Here is a 26,913-nt window from a genome sequence, read left to right as displayed (position 1 = left end):
CATGAGCAGCGTTATGGACACCGTCGCCGGCAAGGGACGCAACATCGGCGTCAACACCTGGCTGACCGTGCTGGGCGTGTCGGTTCTCGTGTTCGCGGCCAACACGGGCTACGCGACCTGGAAGGCCGGCCGGCTCTCCGGCGCCAGCGGCGCGGCGTCGGACCTGCAGGTGCTCTCGCAGACGCTTGCCGCGCAGGGCCAGCAGGCGGTGGGCGGTGATGCGCAGGCGTTCGAACGCTTCCGTGCCGCCAAGGCGCAGATCGACGAGAACGTGCGCAGCCTGAACGACAACTTCGGCAGCACGGCGGGCGTGTCCGGCCCGATCGCCGACCTGACGCGGACCTGGACGCCGCTCGGCAAGAGCGCCGACCAGGTGCTCGAGAGCCAGGAGGCGATCGTGCAGCTCGCCACCCGCGCCAACAGCTTCACCGACAAGGTGCCGGGCCTGCAGGCCACGCTCGACGAACTCGTCCGCGCCATGTCGGCCTCCGGCTCGCCGGCCTCGCAGGTGTACATCGCGCTGCGCCAGGTGGTGGCCACTGGCAACATGGCACGCCGCATCGCCGAGATCCGCGCGGGCGGCCAGAACGCGCAGATCGCCGCCGATGCGCTGGCGCGCGACGCCAACGGCCTGACGAACGTGCTCAACGGCCTGCGCCGCGGCCAGCAGGGGCAGATCACCGCGCTCACCAACGGCGCCGCGCTCGCGCAGCTGGGCCAGGCCGAGAAGCAGTGGGCCGAGATGCGCAAGGACGTGGACGCCATCACGGCTTCCGCACGCAACCTGATCGGCGCGCAGACCGCCGCCGCGGCGATCAGTGCCAACTCCGACGAGCTTCTGACCGAGGCGCGCGACGTCTTCCGCGCCTTCACCTCGACCGGCTCGCTGACCGACACCAGCGTCCTCGGCAACGTCTGGATCTCGATCCTGTCCGGCCTGGCCGCGGTGCTCTCGATCCTCGGCCTGCTCTACTCGCTCAACAAGCAGCAGCAGCGCCGCTACCAGACCACGAAGGAGCTCAACGACCGCAACCAGGAGGCCATCATGCGCCTGCTGGACGAGATGGGCTCGCTCGCGGAAGGCGACCTGACGGTGAAGGCGACGGTCACCGAGGACATGACCGGCGCGATCGCGGACTCGATCAACTTCGCGGTCGAGCAGCTGCGCAGCCTCGTGCAGACGATCACCGACACCTCGGTGCAGGTCGCGGCCAGCGCGCAGGAGACGCAGGCCACCGCCATGCAGCTCGCGGAAGCCGCCGAGCACCAGGCGCAGGAGATCGGCTCGGCCTCGGAGCGAATCAACGAGATCGCGGCCTCGATCGAGGAAGTGTCGAAGAACTCCGCCGAATCCGCGGACGTGGCGCAGCGCTCGGTGCAGATCGCGACCAAGGGCGCGGGCGTGGTGCGCCAGACGATCCAGGGCATGGACAGCATCCGTGACCAGATCCAGGAAACCTCGAAGCGAATCAAGCGCCTGGGCGAGAGCTCGCAGGAGATCGGCTCGATCGTCGAACTCATCAACGACATCTCCGAGCAGACGAACATCCTCGCGCTGAACGCGGCGATCCAGGCGGCCTCGGCGGGCGAGGCCGGCCGCGGCTTCGCGGTCGTGGCCGACGAAGTCCAGCGACTCGCCGAACGCGCGTCCAACGCGACCAAGCGAATCGAGACGCTGGTGCAGACGATTCAGTCCGACACCAACGAGGCGGTCAGCTCGATGGAGCAGACGACCTCGGAAGTGGTCGCCGGTGCGCGGCTGGCCGAGGACGCGGGTACGGCGCTGGGCGAGATCGAAAAGGTGTCGACCGACCTGTCGAACCTCATCCAGAACATCTCGTCGGCGGCGCAGCAGCAGTCCTACGCGGCGTCGAACATCACCCAGACGATGACCACCATCCAGTCCATCACCGCGCAGACCTCGCAGGGCGCGAGCCAGACGGCGGCCTCGATCGGAAACCTGGCGCAGCTCGCCGCCGACCTGCGCCGCTCGGTCGCCGACTTCAAGCTCCCGGCCTGATCGCGAACGGACACTTACGAATGACTTGGCACGCACCTGGCCGCCCCCGCGCTTCGAGCGCGCTCCCCGTTGAAGGGGACGCGAGGCGCGCGGGCGACACGGCGCGAGGTGCACGATGATCGCGATGCGCGAAGTGATCGACACGACCACGCTCGGCTGGATCAAGCCGGAGATCGACGAGACCCTGCGCCAGGCGCGGCAGGAGATCGAGACCTTCCTGGACGATCCCGGCGACGCGGCGCGCATGCATTCCTGCGTGGCGCTGCTGCACCAGGTGCACGGCACGCTGGCGATGATCGAGCTGGACGCGCCGGCGATGGTGGCCGGCGAGATGGAGCGCCTGGCCGAAGCCCTCGCCAATGCGCGCGTGCCCGACCGCGACGAGGCCTGCGCGGCGCTGCTGCGCGGTCTCGTGCAGCTGCCGGACTACCTCGAGCGCCTGCAGGGCGGCCACCGCGACATCCCGATCGTGCTGCTGCCGCTGCTCAACGAGCTGCGCGCCGCGCGCGGCGAGGCGGGGCTGTCCGAGAGCGTGCTGTTCGCGCCCGACATCGAGCGGCCGCTCCCGGAAACCGTCGCGCCCGGCGCCGACGCGCCGCGTGCCGCGGCGGATGCCGTCGCCCGCCTGTCGGGTGAACTCGCGCGCTGGCCGGAAGACGGCGCCCCGGCGGACGCCGCGGCGCTGGCGGACGTGCTGGGCGAGGGCGTGCGCGCCGCGTCGACGGAGGCCCAGCGCCGCATGTTGTGGGTCGCGGCGAGCGTCGCGCAGGCCATGCACGACGGCGCGATCGCGCCCAGCCGCTCGCTGCGCCAGGCCTTCGCCGGCGTCGAGCGCGTGCTGCGCGAGCACCAGGACGGCATGGCCTTCGCCCGTGGCGACGCCATGGCCGAGCCCACCCGCCAGCTGCTGTACCACGTGGCGCAGAACGCCACCCCGCATCCGCAGCTGGACGACCTGCGCGCCACCTTCGAGCTCGATACGCAGCGCCCCAGTGAAAGCGAGCTGGCGCACGCGCGCGGGTCGCTCAGCGGCCGCAACCGCGCCCTGCTCGATACCGTGTCGGCGGCGATCAAGGAAGACCTGCTGCGGGTCAAGGACGCGCTGGACATCCACCTGCGCACCGGCCGCATCGACGTGGCCGAGCTGCGCCCGCAGGTCGACGCCCTGACCCAGGTCGGTGACACGCTGGGCATGATGGGCCTGGGCGTCGCGCGCTCGGTGGTCATGCAGCAGCGCGACGCCATGGCCGACGTGGTGCATGGCCGCCGCCCGGCCGATGAGCACGCGCTGCTGGACATCGCGGGCGCGCTGCTCTACGTCGACGCCTCGCTGGACGACCAGGTCGCCCGCCTGGGCCTCGACCAGGAGCAGGTCGACGACGACGCGCTGGCGCGCGAATCGCGCAAGGTGCTCGACATCGTCGTGCGCGAGGCCATCGCCAACTTCGGCGACGCCCGCCAGTCGTTCGTGGCCTTCGTGGAGACCGGCTGGGACCATGCCGAACTCGCCGAAGTCCCGCGGCTGCTGGACGAGGTGGCCGGCGCGATGCGCATGGTCAACCTGCCGGCGCCGGCCGCATACCTGCAGGCGATCGCGCATTACACGCAGCATGAGCTCATCGCGCGCCGCCGCGTGCCGGATGGCCAGCAGCTCGACGCGCTCGCCGACGCGCTGGCCAGCCTCGAGTATTACCTCGAAGCGCTGCGCGACCATCGCCCGAACCGCGACGGCATGCTCGACATCGCGCGTTCGAGCCTCGAACTGCTGAACTACTGGCCGGTGCCCGACGCCGCTGCTCGCGCGCCGGCGATGGCGGCCACGGCGTTCCCCGCCGCCGAGAACGTGGTGGTCGACGCCCTGGCCGATGCCGAGGCCGCGGCGATCGCGCCGCAGGACGCGGCCGATCCGCAGGCCGAGGCGCTCATCGACGAGCTGACCAATGCGCTCGCGACCGTCGAGCTGCAGGCACACGAGGACGAGTCGACCAATCACGCGCAGCTGGAAGCCGCGCAGGCGGCCACGCCCGTCGTGGACGCCGGGCCCGTGGCGCCGGCCGCGGACGACGCCATCTTCGGTGGCTTCGAGGCCAGCGCCGACATCGACGACGACATCCGCGAGGTCTTCCTCGAGGAGCTCGCCGAGGAAATGGGCAACCTGGCTGCGCTGCTGCCCGCGTGGCGCATGGCGCCGGACGATGCCGAGCGCCTGCGCCCGATCCGCCGCGTCTTCCACACGCTCAAGGGCAGTGGCCGCCTCGTCGGCGCCAAGGTGCTGGGCGAGTTCAGCTGGAAGATCGAGAACATGCTCAACCGCGTGCTGGACGGCACGCGCCCCGCGTCTTCCGCGGTGATCGGGCTGGTGGACCTGGCCGCCTCCGTGCTGCCGCAGTTCCACGAGGCGCTGGCGGGCAAGGCGTCCGTGTCGGCCGACCTGGCCGCGATCGAGGCGGTGGCCGACCGCGTGGCCGCAGGGGAGGACGCCGTGTACGCGCCCTCGGCAGCGCCCGCGCCCGTGGTGGCGGCCGAAGAGCCCGTGGCCGAAGCCGCGACCCCCGTGCCGACGCTGCCGGTCTTCGAAGACCAAGGCGAGCCTGCCTACGTCGACCCGGTTCTGCTGGAGATCCTCGCGACCGAGGTCGACGGCCACCTCGCCACCATCGACGCATGGCTGGAGGGCGCGCGCCCGCAGCCGCAGCCTGCCGAGGACCGCCTGCAGCGCGCGATCCATACGCTCAACGGCGCCTTCGCGATGACGGAAGTTCCGGTGATCCCGGCGATCACCGGTCCGACCGAGACCTACATCAGGCGCCTGCTGGCCAGCGGCGCGGTGCCGACGGTCGAGGGCGTGGAAGCCATCGGCGAGGTCGCCGCGGCGATCCGCAGCACCCTCGCGAGCCTCCAGGCCGACCGCCCGCACGTGCCGCAGTTCGCCGGCCTGGCCGAGCGCATGATCGCGCTGCGCGACGGCCTGCCGGACGTGCGCCATGCGGTGGTGGACACCACGGCCGACGAGGATTTCGCCCGGCTGGAAGCCGAGCAGGCCGAGGCCGAGCGCCTCGCCGCCGAGGAGGCCGCGCGCGCGGAGGCCGAGCGCCTGGCAGCGGAGGAGCGCGAAGCGCAGGTGCGCGCCGAAGCCGAACGCGCCGCTGCCGAGGAAGCCGAGCGGGTGGCCGAGGCCGAACGCCTGGCCGCGGCCGAACGCCTGGCCGCGGAGGAGCAGGCCCGCATCGAAGCCGAGCGTGCACAGGCCGAGCGCCTGGCCGCCGACGAAGCGGCGCGCCTGGAAGCCGAACGCCTTGCGGCCGAGGAGGCCGAACGCACGCGCATCGAGGCCGAAGCCGCCGGGCAGGTCCGCCTGGAAGCCGAGCGTCGGGCCGCCGAAGAGGCCGAATGGAGCGCAGCCGAGCGCCTTGCCGCCGAAGAGGCGGCACGCGCCGAAGCCGAGCGTCTGGAAGCCGAACGAGTCGAGGCCGAACGCCTTGCTGCCGAAGAAGCGGCACGCCTGGAAGCCGAACGCCTTGCGGCGGAAGAGGCGGCGCGCGTCGAGGCCGAACGCATTGCCGCGGAAGAAGCCGCGCGTGCCGAGGCCGAGCGCCTTGCGGCGGAAGAGGCCGCGCGCATCGAGGCCGAGCGCCTTGCGGCGGAAGAGGCCGCGCGCGTCGAGGCCGAGCGCCTTGCGGCGGAAGAGGCGGCACGCGCCGAAGCCGAGCGTCTGGAAGCCGAACGAGTCGAGGCCGAACGCCTTGCTGCCGAAGAAGCGGCACGCCTGGAAGCCGAACGCCTTGCGGCGGAAGAGGCGGCGCGCGTCGAGGCCGAACGCATTGCCGCGGAAGAAGCCGCGCGTGCCGAGGCCGAGCGCCTCGAGGCCGAGCGCCTCGAGGCCGAGCGCCTCGCCGCGGAAGAGGCGGCACGGGCCGAAGCCGAGCGCCTCGAGGCCGAGCGCATCGAAACCGAGCGCGCGGAGGCCGCGCGTCGCGAGGCCGAGGAGGCCGAAGCACGCCGCGTCGAGGAAGAGCGGCTGGCGGCCGAGCGTGCCGAGCGCGAGCGCATCGAAGCCGAGCGTGCCGAGGCCGAGCGCCAGGCGCGCGAGAAGGAGGAAGCCCAGCGGCGCGAGCAGCTGCGTCTGGAAGCGCAGCGCGCCGAGGCCGAACGCCTGGAACGCATGGCCGCCGAGCAGCGCATGGTCGAGCAGGTCCGTGCCGCCATCGCCGCTGCGGTCGCCGCAGCGCAGGCGGGCGAGGCGATGCCGGCCGGCGTCGTCGACGAGGCCGACCCGGACGCTGCGCTGGACCTGACGGGCCTGGACCCGGAACTGGTCGACATCTTCGTCGAGGAAGGCGCCGACCTGCTCGATCACTCCGACGGCCTGCTGGCGCGCCTGCGCGAGCAGCCTGAGGACCGCGAGACGCTGGTCGGCCTGCAGCGCGACCTGCACACCCTCAAGGGCGGCGCGCGCATGGCCGGCATCATGGCGGTGGGCGAACTCGGCCACGTCATGGAATCGCTGCTGGAAGCGGTGGTCGACCACCGCAGCGAGCTCGGCCGCGACGGCGTGGGCCTGCTCGAGCAGGGCTTCGACCGCCTGCATGCGATGGTCACCCGCGTCGGCGATCGCCGTGCCATCGGCATGCCGCTGGCGCTGATCGCGATGTTCGAGGCGCGCGCCCGCGGCGAGCGCCTGCCGATGCCGGCCTTCGCGGGCGGAGGCGAAGAGGCCCCGGTCCAGGCCCCGGCACCGGTCGCCGACCTCAAACCGCTGTCGGCGCCGCTCGGGGACCAGCCGCTGCTGGCCGAGGACGACGACATCGCCGTCCGCGCCCCGCAGGAGCAGGTGCGCATCCGCGCCGACCTGCTCGATCGCCTCGTCAACTACGCCGGTGAGGTCGCGATCTATCGCGCCCGACTGGAGCAGCAGCTCGGCGCCTTCCGCACCGCGATCGCGGAAATGGAAGCGACGAACACGCGCATGCGCGACCAGCTGCGCCGCCTCGAGATCGAGACGGAAGCGCAGATCGTCGCCCGCTACCAGCGCGAGGATGCGGAAGCCACGTTCGACCCGCTGGAGCTCGACCGCTTCTCCACCCTGCAGCAGCTGACCCGTGCGCTCTCGGAGTCCGCGGCCGACCAGACCTCGCTGCAGACCACGTTCGACGACCTGACCCGCCAGTACGAGACGCTGCTGCTGCAACAGAGCCGCGTGTCGTCGGAGTTGCAGGAAGGCCTCATGCGCACGCGCATGGTGCCTTTCGACGGCCTGCTGCCGCGCCTGCGCCGCGTCGTGCGCCAGGCGTCGGGCGAGCTCGGCAAGCAGGTAGTGCTCAAGCTCGAGGGCACGCAGGGCGAACTCGACCGCAACGTGCTCGAACGCATGACGGCGCCGTTGGAGCACATGCTCCGCAACGCCGTCGCGCATGGCCTCGAACCGCCGGACAAGCGCGTTGCCGCCGGCAAGACGGAAGAGGGCACGATCCGCATCGCGGTGCGCCGCGAAGGTTCGGAAGTCGTGCTGGAAGTGGGCGACGACGGCCGCGGGCTCGACCGCGACGCGATCCGCCGCCGCGGCCTCGATCGTGGCCTGATCCGCGAGGGCGTGGCGCTGAGCGACGCCGACCTCGACATGCTGATCTTCGAGCCGGGCTTCTCGACGGCCGACGAGGTCAGCCGCCTGGCCGGCCGCGGCGTGGGCATGGACGTGGTCGCGTCGGAGGTGCGCCAGCTCGGCGGCACCATCGACATCCGGTCCGTCCCGGGGCAGGGCACGACCTTCACCCTGCGCCTGCCGCAGACGCTCGCGGTCACCCAGGCGGTGTTCGTGCGCATCGGCGAGACCGCGTTCGCCGTGCCGATCGCGTCGGTGCGCGGCGTGGGCCGCATCTCGCGCGACGACCTCGCCCGCGCGATGGCGAGCGAGGACGGCGGCAGCTTCCGCTACGGCGGCGAGGACTATGCCGTGCACGACCTCGGCCGCCTGCTCGGCCAGGCGCCGGCCAAGGCCGAAGGCCTGCTGCAGGTGCCGCTGCTGCTCATCCGCGCGGGCGAGCTGCGCGCGGCGGTCACCGTGGACCAGGTCATCGGCAACCGCGAAATCGTGGTCAAACCCGTCGGCCCGCAGGTCGCCTCGGTGCCGGGCATCTTCGGCGCGACGATCATGGGCGACGGCCGCGTCGTCGTGATCCTCGACGTCGCCCCGCTGGTGCGCCGCCAGGCCACGCTGCCGCGCGACTACCAGCCGGTGGCGCCGGCGGTCGAGAAGCGCGCGGTGCCGCTGGTCATGGTGGTGGACGACTCGGTCACCATGCGCAAGGTCACCGGCCGCGTGCTCGAGCGCCACAACTTCGAGGTGCTCACCGCGAAGGACGGCGTGGACGCGCTGGAGCGCATGGCCGAGCGCGTGCCCGACCTCATGCTGCTCGACATCGAGATGCCGCGCATGGACGGCTACGAGCTGGCCGCGGCGATGAAGTCCGACCCGCGCCTGCGCGAGGTGCCCATCGTGATGATCACCTCGCGTACCGGCGACAAGCATCGCCAGCGTGCGATGGACCTCGGCGTCAACCGCTACCTCGGCAAGCCGTACCAGGAGCCGGAACTGATGCGCAACGTCTTCGACCTGCTCGGGATCGCCCGTGAGCACGGTTGAGTCCCGCCGCGTCGCGCTGCTCGCGCGCCCCGGCGCCGCCCGCGACTGCGTGCGCGCCGCGCTGCTGGACGTGGGCGTGGAACTCGTCGCCGAGGAGGACCCGACCTCGGCCGATCCGCAGGCGGTGCGCGCGGCCGCGCCGCAGGTGCTGATGATCGTGCTCGATGCCGCGGCGGAGGATGCCCTCGGGCGCTTCGATGCGGTCATCGGCGATCCTGCAGTGGAGGTGATATTCGAGGAGGCCGACGTCGCGCTGTCCAGGGAAGGCTGGGAGGCCGCGCGCTGGCGCCGGCACCTGGCCGCCAAGCTGCACCGCTCCGGTGACGTGCTGCCCCCGGCGGGCGCGGGCGAGGTGCCCGCGATCGATGCGCTCTCGGTGCGGATCGAGGAACTGATCGCGTCGGACGACGAGGGCGGGGCTTCGGTCGCCGACCTCCCGCCCGACGCGGCGGCAGGCCTGGATTTCTCCATCTTCGATCCCGCCGCCGCGGAGACTGCGGAAACCGCCGCGCCGGTGATCGGCATCGAAGGCCTGGAGTACGACGCCGGCGCCTTCGACGCCACGTCGTTCGACCCGGCCCTGCTCGACGCCGCGGCGCTCGATGCCCCGGCCGACATCCGCGAAGGCGCGCCCGTGCCCGTCACGGGCCCGGATTTCAGCGCCAGCGACTTCGATCCGCTGCTGGCCGAACTCGACGCCGAGCTGCCCGAGCCCGCCCCGCTGGGCGTGCCGGCGCGCGACTGGGAGGGCGGCCTGGTGGACGGCTTCGGCACGGCCGAGGCACCGGCACCGGTCGAGCCCGAGCCTGCGCCGGCACGGCCGGGCTTCGGCGAGCTCAGCCTGGCGGACGACGCCGCGCCGGTCGCGCCTGCCCGCGCTCGCGGGACGCACGACCTGGCCGAGCTGGAACGGCGCATCTCGGGCCTTCAGCTGGTCGATGACGGACCGCCGGCCCCGGGCGTCGTGCTGGTCATGGCGGGTCTGGGCGGGCCCGACGCGGTCCGCCAGTTCCTGGGCGCGCTGCCTGCCGATTTTCCCTGTCCCGTGCTTGTCCGCCAGCGCCTGGACGGCGCGCGCTACGACAAGCTGGTCGCGCAGATGCAGCGCGCGACCGCGCTGCCCGTCGCGCTTGCCGAGGCCGGACGCGCCGTCACCACCGGCACGGTCTACGTGGTCGGCGACGACGTCGGCCTGGACGCCTCCGGCGGCCTGCGCTTCGCCGCGGGCATCGGCCTTCTCGAATCGCTGCCCGCGGGCGGCGCCATCGTGCTGCTGAGCGGAAGCGACGTGGGTGAGGTCGACCGCGTGGCCGCGTTCGCCGCGCAGGCCACCTGGCTCGGCGCGCAGTCGAGCGATGGCTGCTACGACCCCGCCGCACCCGAGGCGCTGGCCGCACGCGGCGCCGTCGCGGCCGCGCCCGCCGAACTCGCGCGCCGGCTCGCCCGTCGCTGGAGCTCCTGAGAGGTCCGTCGTGTCCAAGAAGAAGCGAAACCGTCGTCCCCATCCACCCGCCGCCACCGGTACGCCGCAGGCGGCCAGCGGCGCCGTTGCGCTGGCCGAGCTCGACGAAGCCGACGAGGCGCCGGTCGAAGCCGCCGCGCCCGTGCAGGGCACGGAGCCGGTCGTGGCGCTCGCGCAGGACACGGGCGCCGCACGGCCACCCGCCGCGGCGGCCACGCCCTCCGCGCCGGCCCCGGCAGCAGCCGCAGGCTGGGTGCCGCATGAATCCGGCGACATCCGCGGCGTGCTGATCCAGGTGGGCGGCGGCCGCCTGCTGCTGCCGAACGCGACCATCGCCGAGGTGCTGTCCTATGCCGAGCCGGAGCCTGTCGAGGCCTCGGCCGACTGGCTGCTGGGCCGTTTCCGCTGGCGCGGCTGGCAGCTGCCCTTGATCGCGTTCTCGCGCCTGGCCGGCATCGGCCAGGAACAGCCGGGCCTGGGCAGCAAGGTGATCGTGCTCAAGGCGCTCGGCGGCGACCGCCGCATTCCCTACTTCGCGATCCTGACGCAGGGCTTCCCGCGGCTGGTCACCGTCTCGCGCAGCGCACTCGAGGTCGAAGCGGGCGGGGAGGCGCTGCCGGATGCGATCCAGGCGCGCGTGCGCCTCAACGACGAGCCGGCGCTGTTGCCCGACCTGCTGCGCATCGAGCACCTGCTGCAGGCCCAGCGCGAAGCGGCCTGACGCCAGCTCCCTGCTGCGCCCACGAACGCCGCGCCCGTCGCGGCGTTCGTCGTTTCAGGCCAGGTCGCCGAACCGTGCCTGCAGCGCCGCGATCGCCGCGAGCCCCGCCGTCTCCGTGCGCAGGATGCGCGGCCCGAGGCGGAGGCCGCTGAATCCGGCGGCCTGCAACTGCTCGCGGTCCAGCGGCGACCAGCCGCCCTCGGGCCCGACGGCGATGCAGGCGGCGGTGCCCGGCAGCTCCAGCGAGCGCATCGCATGCGGGCCGTGCGGGTCCAGCAGCAGCCGCAGGCCGACGTCCGACAGGGCCTGCAGGGCGCCGCCGAGCGGCACGGGGGCCTCCACCGTGGGCACCACCGCGCGCCCGCACTGCTCGCAGGCCGAGGCCACCACGCCGCGCCAGTGCTCCAGGCGCCGGGCGGCGCGCTCGCCGTCGAGCTTCACGTCGCTGCGCTGCGACCACACCGGCACGATGGCCTGCACGCCCAGTTCGGTGGCCTTCTGCAGGATCAGGTCCATCTTCTCGCCCTTGGCCACGCCCTGCAGCAGCACCAGGCGCAGAGGCGATTCGCGGTCGACCGCCACGGCCGCGCCGATGCGCAGCCGCGCCTCGCGCTTGCCCACTGAGGCCAGCGTGGCCGCGTAGTCGTGGCCGTCGCCGTTGAACGCGATGCAGGCATCGCCCGGCGCCAGCCGCAGCACGCGCGTCAGGTGGGCCGCGGGGCCCTCGGGCAGCACGACCTCGGCGCCCTCGTGCAGCGGTTGCGGAATGTGGACGCGGGTCAGGCGCATGGCGGCTCGCGGTGGAAGGCGCGGGAAGTCGGATGGAGGAGCCCCGGGCGGCAAGGGGCGCAGGCCGGGAGCGGGCCGGCCGCATTGCCGCCGGGCAGGCGCAGCCCGGGTGCGACGCCGTGCATGCAGTCAGCCCATCGCCGCATCGATCGCGCTCCGCGTGACGTCGGCCAGGTGGTCCAGCGCCTCGTCGCCGATGCAGTAAGGCGGCATCCAGTACAGCACGTCGCCGAGCGGGCGCAGCAGCACGCCGCGATCGATGGCGTGGCGGTAGGCACGCAGGCCGCGGCCGCCGGCGATCTCCACCGCGGTGCCGTCGCGGGCGGCGGTGTCGTGGGCCATCTCGATGGCGACGACCATGCCGGTCTGGCGCACGTCGACCACGCCCGGATGCGCGCGCAGCGCCGTCGCGCGCTCGCCCATGGCGGCGGCGGTGGCGCGGTTGCGGGCGAGCAGGTCGTCGGAATCGAAGATCGACAGCGAGGCCAGCGCCGCCGCGCAGGCCACCGGGTTGCCCGTGTAGCTGTGCGAATGCAGGAAGGCGCGCTCGCGGGAGTCGTCGAGGAAGCCGTCGAAGATCGCCTGCGTGGCCAGTACCGCCGCCAAGGGCAGCGACCCGCCGGTGAGGCCCTTGGACAGGCACAGGAGGTCCGGCGCGATGCCGGCCTGCTCGCAGGCGAACATCGTGCCGGTACGGCCGAAGCCCACGGCGATCTCGTCGGCGATCAGGAGCACGCCGTGCGCGTCGCAGAGCTCGCGCGCGCGGCGCAGGTAGGCCGGATGGTGCATGCGCATGGCGCCGGCGCACTGCACCAGCGGCTCGAGGATCAGCGCGCAGACCTCGCCGCGGTGGGCCTCCAGCAATGCCGCCAGGGCGTCGGCGGCCCGGTGGGCGCAGGCTTCGGCGTCCTCGCCGGGCTGCGCGAGGAAGGCGTCGGGCGACGGGGCGAACAGCGCCTCGGCCAGCAGCGGCGCGTAGACCCGGCGGTACAGCGGGATGTCGCCCACCGCGAGCGCGCCCAGCGTCTCGCCGTGGTAGCCGTTCTCCAGCGCGACGAACTTCGTGCGCCCCGGCTCGCCCGCGTTGCGGAACCAGTGGAAGGCCATCTTCAGCGCCACTTCCACGCCGGCCGAGCCGTTGTCGGCATAGAAGACCTTCGCCAGCGGCGCGCGCCCGGGCTGGCGCGGGGCGATGGCGAGCAGGCGCTCGGCCAGCTCCACGGCGGGCGCATGCGTGCAGCCGGCAAGGATCACGTGCTCCAGCGTGGCCGCCTGCCGCGCGATGGCCGCGGCGATGCGCGGCTCGGCGTGGCCGTGGATGCAGGTCCACCAGCTCGACACCGCGTCGAGGTAACGCCGCCCGTCCATGCCCACCAGCCACTCGCCCTCGCCACGCGCGATCGGCACCAGCGGCAGCACGTGCGGGTGCTCGCGCATCTGCGTGCAGGGGTGCCAGAGCACCTCGAGGTCGCGCTGGCGCCAGCCATCGGCAAGGCGTTCGCGGCCGGCTGCTAGGATGGCCGCATCGTGATCGAACCCGTTCATCCCGCCATTATCCCGCCGCGCGCGGCCCGCCGGGGGCATGCATGAAGACGCTGCCCACCATCCACCGCGTGACCGAGCACGAGGCCGGCCCCTACCGCATGGAGCGGCTGGACCTCGAGTTCAGCAATGGCGAGCGCCGCCAGTTCGAGCGCCTGCACGGCCGCGGGCATGGCGCGGTGATCGTGGTGCCCATGCTCGATGCCGACACCGTGCTGCTGGTGCGCGAATACGCCGCCGGCTTCCACCGCTACGAGCTGGGGCTGGTGAAGGGCCGCGTCGACGCCGGCGAAACCGCCGAGCAGGCCGCCGACCGCGAACTGAAGGAAGAGGCCGGCTACGGCGCGCGCTCGCTGCTTCGCCTGCGCGAGCTCACGCTGGCGCCGACCTACATGTCGCACACGGCGCAGCTGGTGATCGCGCGCGACCTCTACCCCGAGCGCCTGCCCGGCGACGAGCCCGAGCCGCTCGAGCTCGTGCCCTGGAAGCTCGATGCGCTGCACGAGCTGATCCTGCGCGAGGATTTCTCCGAGGGCCGCTCCATCGCGGCCCTGTTCATCGCCCGCGAATGGCTGAAGGCGAACGCATGATCGACCCCACCCTGCGCGAGGACGTGATCGCGCTCGCCTTCGATGCCGCCCGCGCGATCCTCGAGGTCTACGAAGGCGATTTCGGCGTGGCCCACAAGGGCGATGCCTCGCCGCTGACCGCGGCCGACCTCGCCTCGCACCGCTGCATCATGGACGGCCTGTCGCGGCTCACGCCCGACGTGCCGGTGCTGAGCGAAGAGGCCGAGCACAAGGTCGCGCCCGACATCCGCCGCAGCTGGCCGCGGCTGTGGATCGTCGACCCGCTCGACGGCACGCGCGAGTTCGTCAAGCGCAACGGCGAGTTCAGCGTGAACATCGCACTCGTCGAGCACGGCGTGGCGGTCTGGGGCGTGATCCAGGCGCCGGTGACCGGCGTGGCCTGGCATGGCGGCGCGGGGCAGGGCGCGTTCCGGCGCGAGGCCGTCGATGCGGCCGATCGCTCCATCGCCATCCGCAACGCCCGCGCGCCGTTGCGCGTGGCGGCCAGCCGCTCGCACCGCGACGGCCGCAGCGAGGCCTTCATCGCCGCGATGCAGGCGCATGCGGGCGAGGTCGAGCAGCTCAACCTCGGCTCCTCGCTCAAGTTCTGCCGCATCGCCGAGGGCGGGCTGGACCTCTACCCGCGCTTCGGCCCCACCTGCGAATGGGACACCGCCGCCGGCCAGGCCATCCTGGAAGGCGCGGGCGGCGCGGTCGTGGATCCCCGCGGGCGCCCGCTGCGCTACAACCTGCGCGACACGCTGCTCAACGGCGATTTCGTCGCCATCGGCGACCCGGCGCAACCCTGGCGCGACTGGGCCGAAGCCGCGAACGGTGGCGCGAATGCCTGACGCGGCGGCCCGCGACATCGGCCGCCTGCTGGCGATCATGGCGCGCCTGCGCGATCCGCAGCGCGGTTGTCCCTGGGACGTGCAGCAGAGCTTCGCCAGCATCGCGCCCTACACCATCGAGGAAGCCTACGAGGTGGCCGATGCCATCGGGCGAGGCGACCTCGACGACCTGCGCGGCGAGCTGGGCGATCTGCTGCTTCAGGTGGTCTTCCACGCCCAGATGGCGAGCGAGCAGGGCGCCTTCGACTTCGGCGACGTGGTCGCCGCCATCAGCGACAAGATGGAGCGCCGCCATCCACACGTGTTCGGCGATGCGTCCGTTGCGGACGCGGAGGCACAGACCGCGAACTGGGAGGCCATCAAGCGCGCCGAGCGCGAGCACGGGGGCGAGGCGGACACGTCCGTGCTCGCCGGCATCGCGCGTGGCCTGCCCGAGTGGCAGCGCGCCGTGAAGCTGCAGAAGCGCGCGGCCACCATCGGCTTCGACTGGCCCGGCCCGGGCCCGGTGATCGACAAGCTGCACGAGGAGATCGACGAGGTGCGCGCCGAGTTCGATGCACTCGCGCGCGGCGAGCCCGGGGCGCGCGACCGCCTCGAGGACGAGCTGGGCGACCTGCTGTTCGTGGCGGCCAACCTCGCGCGCCATGCGAAGGTCGACCCCGGCGCCGCGCTGCGCCGCGCCAACGCGAAATTCGAGCGCCGCTTCCGGGCGATGGAGCGCTTCGCGGCGGCCGACGGGGTCGAACTCGCATCGCTCGACCTCGACGCCCAGGACGCCTACTGGCTGCGCGCGAAGGCCGAGGAAAAGCGCGGCGCGTGAGCCGCGCGCCTCACCAGCGGATGCGCCCGGTGAGGATGTCCTTGAACATCACCCAGTCGCCCATCAGCGAATACACCGGATGGCGGAACGTGGCCGGCCGGTTCTTCTCGAACACGAAATGCCCCACCCAGGCGAAGCCGTAGCCGCAGACCGGCGCGGCCAGCAGCCAGCGGGCGTCGCGCTGCACGAGGGCGATGAAGGCCAGCACGCCGCAGCTGCCGACGAAGTGCAGCCGCCGGCTGGTGCGGTGGCCGTGCTCGGCCAGGTAGTACGGGTAGAACTCCCGGAAACTTGCGAAGCGCTTCATGCCGCGTCCCCCAGGATAGGCCCATGGATTATCAGCTCGTCATCAAGCTCTGGCGCAAATCGCTCGACAGCGAGGCCTTCCTGTCGACGATCGAGGCCGACCTCGCCGCCGCGCTGGGCGCCGCCGTCGAGCCCGAAGGCTTCGACGTGAGCGCCAAGGAGATCAACTTCTTCATGCTCACCGCCGACCCGCGTGCGGCCTTCCGCAAGGCGCGCGAGGTCTTCGAGCGGGCGGGCGTCGAGAAGGGTCTGTCGGCCGCCTACCGCCTCAACGGAGGCGCGCAGTTCACCTCGCTCTGGCCGCAGCGCATGGCGAGGAAGTTCACGCTGCCCTAGCCGCGTGATCGCTGGCCGTGGCGGGCACGCGGTGGCGCGTACGCCGCCGGCTCCGGCGCCATCGCGGGCCGGCTCAGTCCAGGAAGATCAGCCAGGCCGCCACCACGATCAGCGCGAAGCCCGCCCAGTGGTTCCACTTCAGCGGCTGGCCCAGGTACCAGGCGGAGAAGCCGGCGAACACCAGCAGCGTGATCACCTCCTGCATGCCCTTGAGCTGCGGCGCGCTGTAGACGCTGGCGCCGATGCGGTTGGCCGGCACCATCAGCGTGTACTCGAAGAAGGCGATGCCCCAGCTCACCAGGATCGCCAGCGTCAGCGGGGCGCTGCGGTACTTGAGGTGGCCGTACCAGGCGAACGTCATGAAGACGTTGGAGGCCAGCAGCAGGAGCGGCGCGAGCAGGGCGGCGGTGCGGTCGTTCATGGTCGTGGGGGGCGTCTGAGTGAATTCACGGGTCTTCACGGCGCCTAGACTTCACGCCGGGCACCTTTCACAAAACTGAAGGAGGGCTCTTTCCGATGCAGACCAACCGCGACGGCGGCCTCGTGCTCATCATCGAGGACAACCGCAACATCTCCGAAATGATGGGCGAATATCTCGAAAGCCGCGGCTTCGAGGTCGACTATGCTGCCGACGGCCTCGACGGCTACCGCCTGGCCGCAGAGAACAGCTACGACGTGATCGTGCTCGACCTCATGCTGCCGCGCCTGGACGGCGTGGAAGTGTGCAAGCGGCTGCGCGAGGAAGCGCGCAAGTCGACGCCGGTGCTCATGCTCACCTCGCGCGATACGCTGGACGAGAAGCTCACCGGCCTGTCGGCCGGCGCCGACGACTACCTCACCAAGCCCTTCGCGATCCAGGAGCTGGAAGCGCGCCTGCGCGCCCTGATCCGCCGCGAGCGCCGCCAGGTGGGTGGCGAGGTGCTCAAGGTGGCCGACCTCGTGCTCGATCCCGCCAGCCTGCGCGTGACCCGCGGCGGCGTGGAGCTGCAGCTCTCGCCGATCGGCCTGCGCCTGCTCACGATCCTGATGCGAGAGTCGCCCCGCGTGGTGAGCCGCCAGGAGATCGAGCGCGAGATCTGGGGCAACGGCCTGCCGGATTCGGACACCCTGCGCAGCCACCTCTACAACCTGCGCAAGACCATCGACAAGCCATTCGACAAGCAGCTGCTGCACACCGTCCAGTCCGCAGGCTACCGGATCGCCGACATCTCGCAGCCGCCGGAGTAACCGGCGACTCCATGGCGAACGCGCTTCCCCGCCGCATCAAACTCGCGTTCATCGTCCAGGCGCTCATCGCGAGCCTCGTGCTCGCGCTGGGCATCCTGGGCATCGAACTGGGCGTGCGCCAGGCGCTCGTGCAGGAGCGCCTGCGCGACGAGGTCGAGGCCACCTGGGCCAGCCTCGCCCGCGACCCCGGTGCCGCGATGCCGCGCAACTCCCGCATGCGCACGTACTTCGTGCCGGCGGGCGGCGATGCCTCGCGCCTGCCCGACGGGCTGGGCAGCCTGCCGCCGGGTGCGCACGTGCCCCTGTGGGGCGGCAGGGCGGTGATCGTCGACCGCCGCCCGCAGGGCACCGTCGCGCTGGAGTTCGACGCCAGCCTCAGCGACCGCGCCATCCTCTGGACCGGCGGCCTGAGCCTGCTGCTGGCGCTGGCGGTCACGCTGCTCTCGGCCTGGCTGACCTACCGTACGTCCAAGCGCATGGTGGGGCCGGTGAGCTGGTTGGCGAACGTGGTGGCGCACTGGGACGCGCGCGCGCCCAATGCCGCCGCGCTCTCCCCGGGCAATCTGCCGCTGGACTCGGGCACCGAGGTGCGCCGGCTCGCGTTCGCGCTGCGCGGCCTGGCCGGCCGCGTGGGCGAGGCGCTGGAACGCGAGCGCAAGTTCACGCGCGACGCCAGCCACGAGCTGCGCACGCCGCTCACCGTCATCCGTGTCGCCGCCGACATCATGGCCGGCGATCCCGACGCGCCGCCGCGCACCCAACGCGCGGTGTCGCGCATCCAGCGGGCGGGGCACGACATGCAGTCGGTGATCGATGCCTTCATGATCCTCGCGCGCGATGCCGAGATCGACGCCGAATCCGAACGTTTCGACCTGCACGAGGTGGTCGACCCGGAGGTCGAGGTCCTGCGCCCGCTCCTGGCCGGCAAGCCGGTGGAACTGGCCGTTCTCGACCAGGGCGGGGGGCCGATCGACGCGCCGCGGCGCGTTCTCTCCCTCATGGTGGGCAACCTGCTCAGCAATGCGGTGCGCTTCACCGAACGGGGACGCATCGAAGTGGTGCTGGCGCCGGACCGCATCGAGGTGCGCGACACCGGCATCGGCATGAGCGCCGAGGCCGTCGAAAAAGCCTTCGATCCCTTCTACCGCGAGGACCGCGAGCGCGGCGACGGGATGGGCATCGGCCTGTCGGTGGTGCGACGCCTGGGCGAGCGTATGGGCTGGCCGGTGGAACTGCACAGCCAGCCCGGGGAAGGTACCGTGGCGGTCATCCGCTTCCGCCGCTGAACCCATCCCGCGCCGCGCGGTCAACCGGCGGCGCGCGCATGCGTTCACGGCGTGCGTTCCCACGACCCTCCAATGAGCACTCGCCCCATGCCCACCCCGACCCGCGCCCGCTGGCGCACGCCCGCGCTCGTCGCCACCGTGCTCGTCGCCGCCCTCGCCCTGGGGGCCTGGGCCTGGTCCCGGCGTGACGGCGGGGCCGAAGGCGGCGGCTGGCGTACCACGCAGGTCGAGCGGGGCGACATCCGCGTCAGCATCTCCTCCACGGGCGCCTTGAGCGCGATCTCCACCGTCGTGGTCGGCAGCGAGATCTCCGGGCGCGTGACCGAGGTGCTGGTCGACTTCAACGACCGTGTGCGCAAGGGCCAGGTGCTGGCGCGCCTGGACCCGAGCACGTTCCAGGCGCAGATCGCGCAGGGCAACGCGGCCATCAACAGCGCGCAGGCGAACGCCGCGCAGGCCGAGGCCGCGCTGCGCAATGCCGAGGCCGACTGGCGCCGCAAGTCCGACCTCGGCCGACAGCAGCTGGTGGCGCGCGCGGAAGTCGACCTTGCCCGTGCCGCGCTGGACCAGGCGCGCGCGCAGCTCGCCGCGGCGCGCGCGCAGATCGCGCAGCAGCAGGCCGGCACGCGCACCACGCGACTGAACCTGGGGCGCACCGAGATCCGCTCGCCGGTGGACGGCGTGGTGCTCACGCGCACGATCGAGCCCGGCCAGACCGTGGCCGCCAGCCTGCAGGCGCCGGAGCTGTTCAAGCTCGCCGAGGACCTGTCGAAGATGGAGATCGAGCTGGCCGTGGACGAGGCCGACATCGGCCAGGTCAAGGTGGGCCAGGCGGCCATCTTCACCGTCGACGCCTTCCCCGAGCGCCGCTTCGCCGGGCGCGTGGCGCAGGTGCGGCTGTCGGCGACGACGACCAACAACGTGGTCACGTATCCCGTGGTCATCGCGGTCGACAACGCCGACGGCGCGCTGCTGCCGGGCATGACCGCCAATGCCGAGATCGTGGTCAGCCAGAAGGAGAACGTGCTGCGCGTGCCGAACGCGGCGCTGCGCTACAAGCCGGCGGACGAGGACGCCACGGCGCCAGCGGCGGGCGGGGCGGGCGGCGGCGTGGCCGACGACCTGCAGCAGCTGGCCGGATCGCTGTCGCTGGCGCCGGTGCAGCGCAGCGCCTTCGACGCGGCGATGGCCCGCATGCGCGAACGCCAGCAGGCGCGGCAGGCGACCGCCGCAGCGGGCCAGGGGAGCAACCGCCTCTTCGCCGGCGGCCCCAGTGGCCCGGGCGGCAACCGCAGGGGCGGCAGTCCCGTCGATTCCGGTGCCTTCCGCCAGCGCATGCTCGAGCGCATGGCCCAGCAGTTCGCCGCCTTCCGCGCCACGCTCGCGCCCGCACAGCAGCAGCGCTGGGATGCGGGCCTGACCGAACTCGCCGCCGCGCGCCGCGCACCGGTCCACCGGCTGGTGGCGGGCCGGCCCGAGCGCGTGATGGTGCGCGTGGGCGCCAGCGACGGCAGCTTCACCGAGGTCTCCGGCGCGCTGAAGGAAGGCGACGTGGTGATCACCGGGGCGGAGCGCGCGGCGAAATGAGCGCGGTCATCGAGACGCGCGGCCTCGGCAAGGTCTACTCGGCCGGCACCGAGGCCGAGGTCGTCGCGCTGCGCGGGGTCGACATGGTCATCGGCCGCGGCGAGTTCGTGGCGATCATGGGACCCTCGGGCTCCGGCAAGTCCACGCTGATGAACCTCATCGGCTGCCTGGACACGCCCAGCCACGGCACCTACCTCTGCGACGGCGTGGACGTCTCCACGCTGGACGCCGAGGAGCGCGCGCGCCTGCGGCTGCACAAGATCGGCTTCGTCTTCCAGGGCTTCAACCTGCTCTCGCGGCTGGACGCGCTGGAGAACGTGGCGATGCCGCTGGGCTATGCCGACGTCGCACCCGCCGAGCGCCTGTCGCGCGCGCAGGCCGCGCTGGAGGCGGTGGGGCTGGGCACGCGCGTGCACCACCGGCCGAGCGAGCTGTCGGGCGGCCAGCAGCAGCGCGTGGCCATCGCGCGGGCGCTGATCAACCGCCCGCCCGTCCTGCTGGCGGACGAGCCCACCGGCGCGCTCGACACGAAGACCGGCGAGGAGATCCTCGCGCTGTTCCGCAGCCTTCGCGACCAGGGCCACACGGTGGTGCTGATCACGCACGATGCCGAGGTCGCCGCCTGCGCCGACCGCGTGTTCGTCATGCGCGACGGCGAGCTGCACGCGCAAACCGAGCAGGAGGCCGCGCAGCTGGCCAGCGTCGCCCGGGCAATGGCCGGCGCGGCGCGCGGAGGCGGCGCATGAGGTTCGCCGAGGTCGTCCGCACCGCCACGTTCTCGCTGCGCGGCAACTGGCTGCGCAGCGCACTCACCTCGCTGGGCGTGATCATCGGCATCGCCGCGGTCATCGTCATGGTCTCGGTGGGGCAGGGCACGCAGGCGGAGATCGACAAGCTCGTCTCGGGCCTGGGGTCCAACCGCCTCGACATCTTCGGCGGCTCCAGCCGCGGCTTCGGCGGCGTGCGCATGGGCGCGGGCTCGTCGAACACGCTCAACCTCGACGACGCCGAGGCGATCCGCGACGAGATCCCCGGGATCCAGTACATCTCCGGCAGCCTGCGCGGCGGCACGCAGATCGTGTACGCGGAGAACAACTGGTCCTCGCAGTGGCAGGGCGTGCAGCCGGACTGGTTCGCCATCAACGGCTGGGAGATCGCCAGCGGCGAGGGTTTCGAACCGTCCGACCACAACGGCGGCAAGGTGGTGATCCTCGGCGAGACCGTGCGACGCGAGCTGTTCGGCGACGAGGAGGCGATCGGGCAGACCGTGCGCATGGGCCGTGTGCCGTTCACCGTCGTCGGCGTGCTCAAGTCGAAGGGACAGGGCGGCTTCGGGCAGGACCAGGACGACATCGTGGTGGTGCCGTTGGAGACGGCGCGCCGCCGGCTGATGGGCGCGATGGGCCTGCCGCCGGGCGCGGTGACCGGAATCGCGGTCGGCGTGGCGAATGCGGAGGACCTGGCCTACGTGCAGGGCGAGATCGAAGCCCTGCTGCGCCAGCGCCACAGGATCCAGCCCGGCGAGGAGGACGACTTCAGCGTGCGCAACATCGCCGAGGTGGTCGCCACGCGCACCCAGGCCACGCGCCTGATGTCGCTGCTGCTGGGTGCGGTGGCCAGCATTTCGCTGATCGTCGGCGGCATCGGCATCATGAACATCATGCTGGTGTCGGTGACCGAGCGGATCCGGGAGATCGGCCTGCGCATGGCGGTGGGCGCGGGTCCGCGCGACATCCGCCGCCAGTTCCTCGCCGAGGCCATGCTGATCTCGCTCATCGGCGGCGCGCTGGGCATCGTGATCGGCGTGCTGGGCGCGCTGGCGGTGGAGAAGTTCGGGTCGCTTCCCGCCCGGCTCGACGCGCAGGTCATCCTGCTCGCCGCCGGCTTCTCGATCGCCACCGGCCTGTTCTTCGGCTACTACCCCGCGCGCAAGGCCTCGCGGCTGGATCCGATCGAGGCGCTGCGCTCGCAGTAGCGACGAAGGCGGCCCGGAGGCCGCCTTCGCCTGCGGTCGAGCGTGGTCAGCGCGTGTAGAGCAGGCGGTTGGGCGAGCCTGTGCCCGGGCTCGTGACGCGGCCCGTCGTCGCATTGTTGGTGAGCCAGCTCTTGACGGTCGATGGCGAGGCCGACGGGCTGCGCTGCAGGTACAGCGCCGCGGCGCCGGCCACGTGCGGCGCGGCCATCGAGGTGCCGCTGATGGTGCGGGTCGACGTCGTGCTGGTGTGCCAGGCCGAGGTGATCGAGCTGCCGGGCGCGAAGATGTCCAGGCAGCTGCCGTAGTTGGAGAACGACGAGCGGGCGTCGTTCGAGGCCGTCGAACCCACCGTGTATGCGCCCGAGGCACGTGCGGGCGAATAGTTGCAGGCATTGGCACTGTCGTTGCCGGCTGCCACCACGACGGTCACGCCCGCATTGTTGAGGTTGTTGACTGCCGTATCCACCGCCGACGAAGCGCCACCGCCCAGCGACATGTTCGCCACCGCAGGCTTGACGTGGTTGGTGCGCACCCAGTCGATGCCGGCGATCACGCCCGAGTTGGTGCCCGAGCCGTTGCAGCCCAGCACGCGCACGGGCACGAGCGTCACGCTCTTGGCGATGCCGTAGGTCGACCCGCCGACGGTGCCGGCGACGTGCGTGCCGTGACCGTTGCAGTCCGTGCTGCCGCGACCGTCGTTGATCGCGCTGTAGCCGGTCTGCACGCGGCCGCCGAACTGCGAATGCGTGCGCAGGATGCCGGTGTCGATGATGTAGGCCCGCACGCCGGAGCCGGTGTAGTCGTAGACGTAGGTGCCGTTGAGCGGCAGCGCGCGCTGGTCGGAGCGGTCCAGGCCCCAGGTCGCACTGCTTTGCGTCGCGCTGATCGAAACGTAGCCGTCCTCCTCGATGAGCGCGACGCGGGGATCCTTGAGCATGCGCGCGACCACGCGCTCGTCGGCATCCATGACGAAACCCTGGATGGCGTGCCGGTAGAGCCGCTCGACCCGGCCCCCGTGCCTGGCGGCGAGGTCTACCGTCGCCGCCTCGGCGGCGTCGGCGAGCATCGCGAGGCGGGCATCGGCGGTGGCCGAGCGCGCCTGCGGCGCGATCGAGTCGGGCTTGAGGACGACGATGTAGCGGCCTTCCACGCGGTTCTGCGCGCGGGCGAATTCACCCGCGGTGGCGGCGGACGAGGCAAGGGCGACGGACACGGCAACGGCGAGTGCGTACTTGCGGTTCATGGCAACTCCATTTCGGCGGGGGCTCGGGATGGCGCCGCGGGGTGCGCCGCGGCGTGCATCGCCAAACGGCGGTGCGCGGCGAGACTTCGAACCGGGTCTGAATCGTGTCAACCGGACGCCGCCGTATGGATTCACGTCTTCACGCATCGCAGGTGTGAAGGCCCGTGTGAAAGCGGCTGAAGCCCACGCCGCCGTCAGGGGCTTTCATGGGTGAAAGCGGCCGTATTGGCGCGGCTCCGCGAGGTCACCGAGTGTGAAGACGCCGCGGTAATTTCATGTTGCGCTGCATCGCCGGCCTGCGCATGCCTAAACGCGGCCAAGCACCTTCAGCGGCCATCCACCGGACGGCCGCGATCGCCGTATCCTCGCTCGCTGCACCCCGATGGACTCCCGCATGCGCGCGCTCGCCGCTCTCGCCCTGAGCCTTGCTTCCATGACCGCCACCGCCCAGCCCCCTGCCGCCCCGACCGGCCGCCCGGCGCTGGTCGTCCACGGTGGCGCCGGCTTCGTGCCGCGCGAGGCCTTGTCGCCGGCCGACCTCGCCGACGTGCACGCCACGCTCAACCGGGCGCTGGACGCCGGCGATGCCGTGCTGCGCACCGGCGGCAGCGCGCTGGACGCGGTGACGGCGGCGGTGCGGGTGCTGGAGGAGAGCCCGCGCTTCAACGCCGGCAAGGGCGCCGTCTTCAATGCGAGGGGCGGGCACGAGCTCGACGCGTCGATCATGGACGGCAGCACGCGGCGCGCCGGTTCCGTGGCCGGCGTCACCACCGTGCGCAATCCGATCCGGCTGGCCCGGGCGGTGATGGAGAAGAGCCCGCACGTGATGCTGGCCGGGGCCGGCGCCGAGGCCTTCGCCGATACGCTGCCGGAGATCGAGCGCGTGCCCAATGCCTGGTTCGACACCCCGCATCGCCGCGAGCAGCTGGAGAAGGCGCAGCGCGCCGAGAAGGAGGGGCGCGCCGCGCTGCGCGCCTCCGACAGCGACCAGCCGCCCTACTTCGGCACCGTCGGCGCGGTCGCGCTCGATCGCGAGGGCCGCATCGCCGCGGCCACCAGCACCGGGGGCATGACCAACAAGCGCTGGGGTCGGGTGGGGGATTCGCCGGTCATCGGCGCCGGCACCTGGGCGGACGAGCGCTGCGGGGTGTCGGGCACGGGCTGGGGCGAGTACTACATCCGTGCCGCCGCCGCGCACGACATCTGCGCGCGCGTGGCCTACCGCGGCGACAGCCTGCAGGCGGCCGCCGACGAGGTCATCAACCGGGTGATCCCGGCCATGGGCGGCGATGGCGGCGCGATCGCGCTGGACCGCGAGGGCAACATCGCCATGCCCTTCAACAGCGGGAGCATGTTCCGCGGCTGGATCCGGCCGGACGGCAGCCGGGGCACCGCGGTCCACGAGGAGACGGTGCCCTCGCCGCGCTGAGCGGCCCCGGCCGCGGAGTCCGTCCCGGCGCTGTGGCAGAATCCGCGGTCCCGCGGTCGCCCGGCCGTCCCGATTCCGACACCGCCCGTCCCGGCGGTCCAGCGCCGCCGCCGCGGCCCGCCCCCATGCCCGACACCATCGGCCACCTGCCGCGCCACCCCCTGCGGATCATCAAGGCCACGCGCTGGTCGCTGCAGGGGCTTTGCGCCGCCTGGCGCCACGAGTCCTCCTTCCGCCTGGAGGTCTACCTCTTCGCCGTGCTCGCGCCGCTGGCCTGGTGGCTGGGCGCGAGCGGCGTCGAGCGCGCGCTGCTGATCGGCTCGATGCTCATGGTGATGAGCGTGGAGCTGCTGAACTCGGCCATCGAGGCGGTGATCGAGCGCTACGGCGCCGAGTTCCACGAGCTCGCCGGCCGCGCCAAGGACATGGGCTCGGCCGCCGTGTTCGTTTCCATGATCGCCGTCGTGGTGACATGGGCGGCCATCCTCGGCCCGCGTCTTCTCCCCTGATCCCCGCGCGCCCCGCCGCGCCCGCCTAGGAACACCCGCACGATGGAAATGCTTTTCGACCCGCAGACCTGGATCACGCTGGTGACGCTGAGCGCGATCGAGATCGTGCTGGGCATCGACAATCTGGTCTTCATCTCGATCGCCGTCAGCAAGCTGCCCGCGCACCAGCGCGACACGGCGCGCCGCTTCGGCATCGCGGTGGCCTGCATCACCCGCATCGCGCTGCTGCTGACGCTCGCCTGGCTGGCGAGCCTGACCGATGCGCTGTTCACGATCTTCGGCCACGGCGTCTCGATCCGCGACCTGGTCCTCATCGTCGGTGGCCTGTTCCTGCTGGTGAAGGGCGGCGCGGAGATCCGCGACCTGATCGCCGGGGAGGCCGAGGACGCCGACATCCACACCCGCCCCGCGGCATCCTTCGGCATGGTGATCGCGCAGATCGCCGTCATCGACATCGTGTTCTCGCTGGACTCGGTGATCGCCGCCGTGGGCATGGCCAACCAGCGCCCGGTCATGGTGGCGGCGATCCTGCTCGCCGTGGCGGTGATGCTGCTGGCCTCCAAGCCGCTGGGCCGCTTCATCGACGAGAACCCGACGATCAAGATGCTCGCGCTGGCCTTCATCGTGCTGGTGGGCGCCTACCTGGTCATCGACGGCTTCGGCCTGCACCTGCCCAAGGGCTACCTCTACGCCGCCATGGGCTTCTCGGCCATGGTCGAGGTGCTCAACCTCGCGGCCAAGCGGCGGGCCAACCGCCAGGTGCTGCCCGACTGAGCGAAAAGGCCGGCGAAAGCCGGCCTTTCCTCTTGCGGTTCTGGACGGACGGTCGCCGCGGCCCTGCCGTCACATCGTATTTATTGCCGCTGGTGTCCAGTGCCACCGCCGGCGCGACGACCGAACCGAACGAGGAGACCCATGCGCAAGCTGCTCACCGCCTTCCTGCTGGCCCTGCTCGCCGCCTCGCTCAGCGGCTGCGGCTACAACACCATCCAGGAGAAGGAAGAGGCGGTCGACGCCGCCTGGTCGCAGGTGCTCAACGTCTACAAGCGCCGCGCCGACCTCGTGCCCAACCTCGTGGCCACCGTGCGCGGCTACGCCAGCCACGAGCAGCAGGTGCTGACGCAGGTGACCGAGGCACGCGCGCGGGTGGGCAGCATCAACGTCAACGCCGACGACCCGGCCTCGCTGCGCCAGTTCCAGGAAGCGCAGGGGCAGTTGCAGAGCGCGATCTCGCGCCTGCTGGTGGTCAGCGAGAACTACCCGCAGCTCAAGGCCGACCAGAACTTCATGGCGCTGCAGACGCAGCTCGAGAGCACCGAGAACCGCATCTCGACCGAGCGCCAGCGCTACATCGCCGCGGTGCAGGACTACAACACCTACATCCGGCGTTTCCCGGTCAACCTCACCGCGATGATGTTCGGCTACGACCGCAAGCCGAACTTCACCGTGGAGAACGAGGCGCAGATCTCCAACGCCCCCACGGTCGACTTCGGCACGGCGCCGCAGCCGGCGCCTGCCCGCGTGCCGCGGCCGCAGGTGCTGCCCGAGGCGGGGCCGGCCACGCCCGGCGCGCAGCCGGCCAGCCCGCAGCCGCTTCCCCC

22 protein-coding genes are annotated in these 26,913 nt (G+C 72.2%); 17 read left to right on the top strand and 5 right to left on the bottom strand.

The features are described from left to right. The first annotated feature begins 1 nt into the window (after nucleotide 1). The 4 genes from EYQ95_RS19715 (at nucleotide 2) to EYQ95_RS19700 (ending at nucleotide 10,843) form a co-directional block, all read left to right on the top strand. Nucleotides 2–2,020 carry a methyl-accepting chemotaxis protein gene (locus EYQ95_RS19715; RefSeq protein ID WP_132329666.1) on the top strand — a complete coding sequence of 673 codons (2,019 nt, stop codon included), beginning with the start codon at nucleotides 2–4 and terminating at the stop codon, nucleotides 2,018–2,020. 115 nt (nucleotides 2,021–2,135) lie between these two features. After that, nucleotides 2,136–8,660, top strand: coding sequence for an Hpt domain-containing protein (locus EYQ95_RS19710; RefSeq protein WP_132329664.1), 6,525 nt, complete (start codon nucleotides 2,136–2,138; stop codon nucleotides 8,658–8,660). Next, nucleotides 8,647–10,122 (top strand): chemotaxis protein CheB, encoded by a 1,476-nt coding sequence (locus EYQ95_RS27050; protein WP_132329662.1) that lies wholly within the window; start codon nucleotides 8,647–8,649, stop codon nucleotides 10,120–10,122. The genes EYQ95_RS19710 and EYQ95_RS27050 overlap by 14 nt, the downstream gene beginning before the upstream one ends. Before the next feature lie 253 nt (nucleotides 10,123–10,375). Continuing rightward, the gene (locus EYQ95_RS19700; RefSeq protein ID WP_132329702.1) at nucleotides 10,376–10,843 is read left to right on the top strand and encodes a chemotaxis protein CheW; all 468 of its coding nucleotides are present in this window, start codon (nucleotides 10,376–10,378) and stop codon (nucleotides 10,841–10,843) included. A 54-nt stretch (nucleotides 10,844–10,897) separates the two neighbouring features. Here the strand turns inward: EYQ95_RS19700 and EYQ95_RS19695 are convergent, their stop codons facing one another. Further along, nucleotides 10,898–11,632: a 16S rRNA (uracil(1498)-N(3))-methyltransferase gene (locus EYQ95_RS19695; protein WP_132329660.1), complete on the bottom strand. Its 735-nt coding sequence runs from the start codon at nucleotides 11,630–11,632 to the stop codon at nucleotides 10,898–10,900. Between the two features lie 129 nt (nucleotides 11,633–11,761). Further along, entirely contained in the window at nucleotides 11,762–13,177 is a 1,416-nt protein-coding gene (bioA, locus tag EYQ95_RS19690) for an adenosylmethionine--8-amino-7-oxononanoate transaminase (RefSeq protein ID WP_132329658.1), read from the bottom strand. A 41-nt stretch (nucleotides 13,178–13,218) separates the two neighbouring features. Here bioA and nudE point away from each other — a divergent pair, with 41 nt between their 5' ends. From nudE to mazG, 3 genes are read left to right on the top strand one after another with little or no spacing between them, the layout of a single operon-like run. Next, nucleotides 13,219–13,764, top strand: a complete 546-nt coding sequence (gene nudE / locus EYQ95_RS19685) for an ADP compounds hydrolase NudE (RefSeq protein WP_132329657.1) — start codon at nucleotides 13,219–13,221, stop codon at nucleotides 13,762–13,764. Then, entirely contained in the window at nucleotides 13,761–14,594 is an 834-nt protein-coding gene (gene cysQ / locus EYQ95_RS19680; protein ID WP_132329655.1) for a 3'(2'),5'-bisphosphate nucleotidase CysQ, read from the top strand. The genes nudE and cysQ overlap by 4 nt, the downstream gene beginning before the upstream one ends. Next, a complete protein-coding gene (mazG, locus tag EYQ95_RS19675; protein ID WP_132329648.1) occupies nucleotides 14,587–15,414 on the top strand; it encodes a nucleoside triphosphate pyrophosphohydrolase in 828 nt (275 codons plus the stop codon). The genes cysQ and mazG overlap by 8 nt, the downstream gene beginning before the upstream one ends. Before the next feature lie 10 nt (nucleotides 15,415–15,424). Here the strand turns inward: mazG and EYQ95_RS19670 are convergent, their stop codons facing one another. After that, entirely contained in the window at nucleotides 15,425–15,721 is a 297-nt protein-coding gene (locus EYQ95_RS19670; RefSeq protein ID WP_132329646.1) for a DUF962 domain-containing protein, read from the bottom strand. A gap of 23 nt (nucleotides 15,722–15,744) precedes the next feature. Here EYQ95_RS19670 and EYQ95_RS19665 point away from each other — a divergent pair, with 23 nt between their 5' ends. Beyond that, a complete protein-coding gene (locus EYQ95_RS19665; RefSeq protein ID WP_132329644.1) occupies nucleotides 15,745–16,056 on the top strand; it encodes a hypothetical protein in 312 nt (103 codons plus the stop codon). A gap of 73 nt (nucleotides 16,057–16,129) precedes the next feature. Here EYQ95_RS19665 and EYQ95_RS19660 read toward each other — a convergent pair whose 3' ends face one another. After that, a complete protein-coding gene (locus EYQ95_RS19660) occupies nucleotides 16,130–16,477 on the bottom strand; it encodes a DMT family protein (protein ID WP_132329642.1) in 348 nt (115 codons plus the stop codon). A 95-nt stretch (nucleotides 16,478–16,572) separates the two neighbouring features. Between EYQ95_RS19660 and EYQ95_RS19655 the strand changes: the two genes are divergently transcribed. From EYQ95_RS19655 to EYQ95_RS19635, 5 genes are all read left to right on the top strand, one after another. Further along, a complete protein-coding gene (locus EYQ95_RS19655; protein WP_132329640.1) occupies nucleotides 16,573–17,283 on the top strand; it encodes a response regulator transcription factor in 711 nt (236 codons plus the stop codon). Nucleotides 17,284–17,294: 11 nt separating this feature from the next. Continuing rightward, on the top strand, nucleotides 17,295–18,569 hold the full coding sequence (locus EYQ95_RS19650; RefSeq protein WP_132329638.1) for a HAMP domain-containing sensor histidine kinase: 1,275 nt from the start codon (nucleotides 17,295–17,297) through the stop codon (nucleotides 18,567–18,569). Nucleotides 18,570–18,656: 87 nt separating this feature from the next. Next, nucleotides 18,657–20,156 (top strand): efflux RND transporter periplasmic adaptor subunit, encoded by a 1,500-nt coding sequence (locus EYQ95_RS19645; protein WP_132329636.1) that lies wholly within the window; start codon nucleotides 18,657–18,659, stop codon nucleotides 20,154–20,156. Further along, nucleotides 20,153–20,902, top strand: coding sequence for an ABC transporter ATP-binding protein (locus tag EYQ95_RS19640; protein ID WP_132329634.1), 750 nt, complete (start codon nucleotides 20,153–20,155; stop codon nucleotides 20,900–20,902). Before EYQ95_RS19645 ends, EYQ95_RS19640 begins: the two co-directional genes overlap by 4 nt. Beyond that, a complete protein-coding gene (locus tag EYQ95_RS19635) occupies nucleotides 20,899–22,131 on the top strand; it encodes an ABC transporter permease (protein ID WP_132329632.1) in 1,233 nt (410 codons plus the stop codon). The genes EYQ95_RS19640 and EYQ95_RS19635 overlap by 4 nt, the downstream gene beginning before the upstream one ends. Before the next feature lie 46 nt (nucleotides 22,132–22,177). Here the strand turns inward: EYQ95_RS19635 and EYQ95_RS19630 are convergent, their stop codons facing one another. Next, on the bottom strand, nucleotides 22,178–23,374 hold the full coding sequence (locus tag EYQ95_RS19630; RefSeq protein WP_132329630.1) for a S8 family peptidase: 1,197 nt from the start codon (nucleotides 23,372–23,374) through the stop codon (nucleotides 22,178–22,180). A 394-nt stretch (nucleotides 23,375–23,768) separates the two neighbouring features. Here EYQ95_RS19630 and EYQ95_RS19625 point away from each other — a divergent pair, with 394 nt between their 5' ends. The 4 genes from EYQ95_RS19625 to EYQ95_RS19610 all read left to right on the top strand — a co-directional run. Continuing rightward, nucleotides 23,769–24,803: an isoaspartyl peptidase/L-asparaginase family protein gene (locus tag EYQ95_RS19625; protein WP_132329628.1), complete on the top strand. Its 1,035-nt coding sequence runs from the start codon at nucleotides 23,769–23,771 to the stop codon at nucleotides 24,801–24,803. A 125-nt stretch (nucleotides 24,804–24,928) separates the two neighbouring features. Continuing rightward, a complete protein-coding gene (locus EYQ95_RS19620) occupies nucleotides 24,929–25,312 on the top strand; it encodes a diacylglycerol kinase (protein WP_132329626.1) in 384 nt (127 codons plus the stop codon). Nucleotides 25,313–25,354: 42 nt separating this feature from the next. After that, the gene (locus tag EYQ95_RS19615) at nucleotides 25,355–26,086 is read left to right on the top strand and encodes a TerC family protein (RefSeq protein ID WP_132329624.1); all 732 of its coding nucleotides are present in this window, start codon (nucleotides 25,355–25,357) and stop codon (nucleotides 26,084–26,086) included. A 141-nt stretch (nucleotides 26,087–26,227) separates the two neighbouring features. Continuing rightward, a partial coding sequence (locus EYQ95_RS19610) for a LemA family protein (RefSeq protein ID WP_132329622.1) occupies nucleotides 26,228–26,913 on the top strand: 686 nt, incomplete at its 3' end.

This window comes from Lysobacter sp. N42 (genome assembly GCF_004344885.1).
The sequence above is the reverse complement of the archived record's forward strand: the minus strand, read 5'-3'. Positions and strand labels throughout refer to the sequence as shown.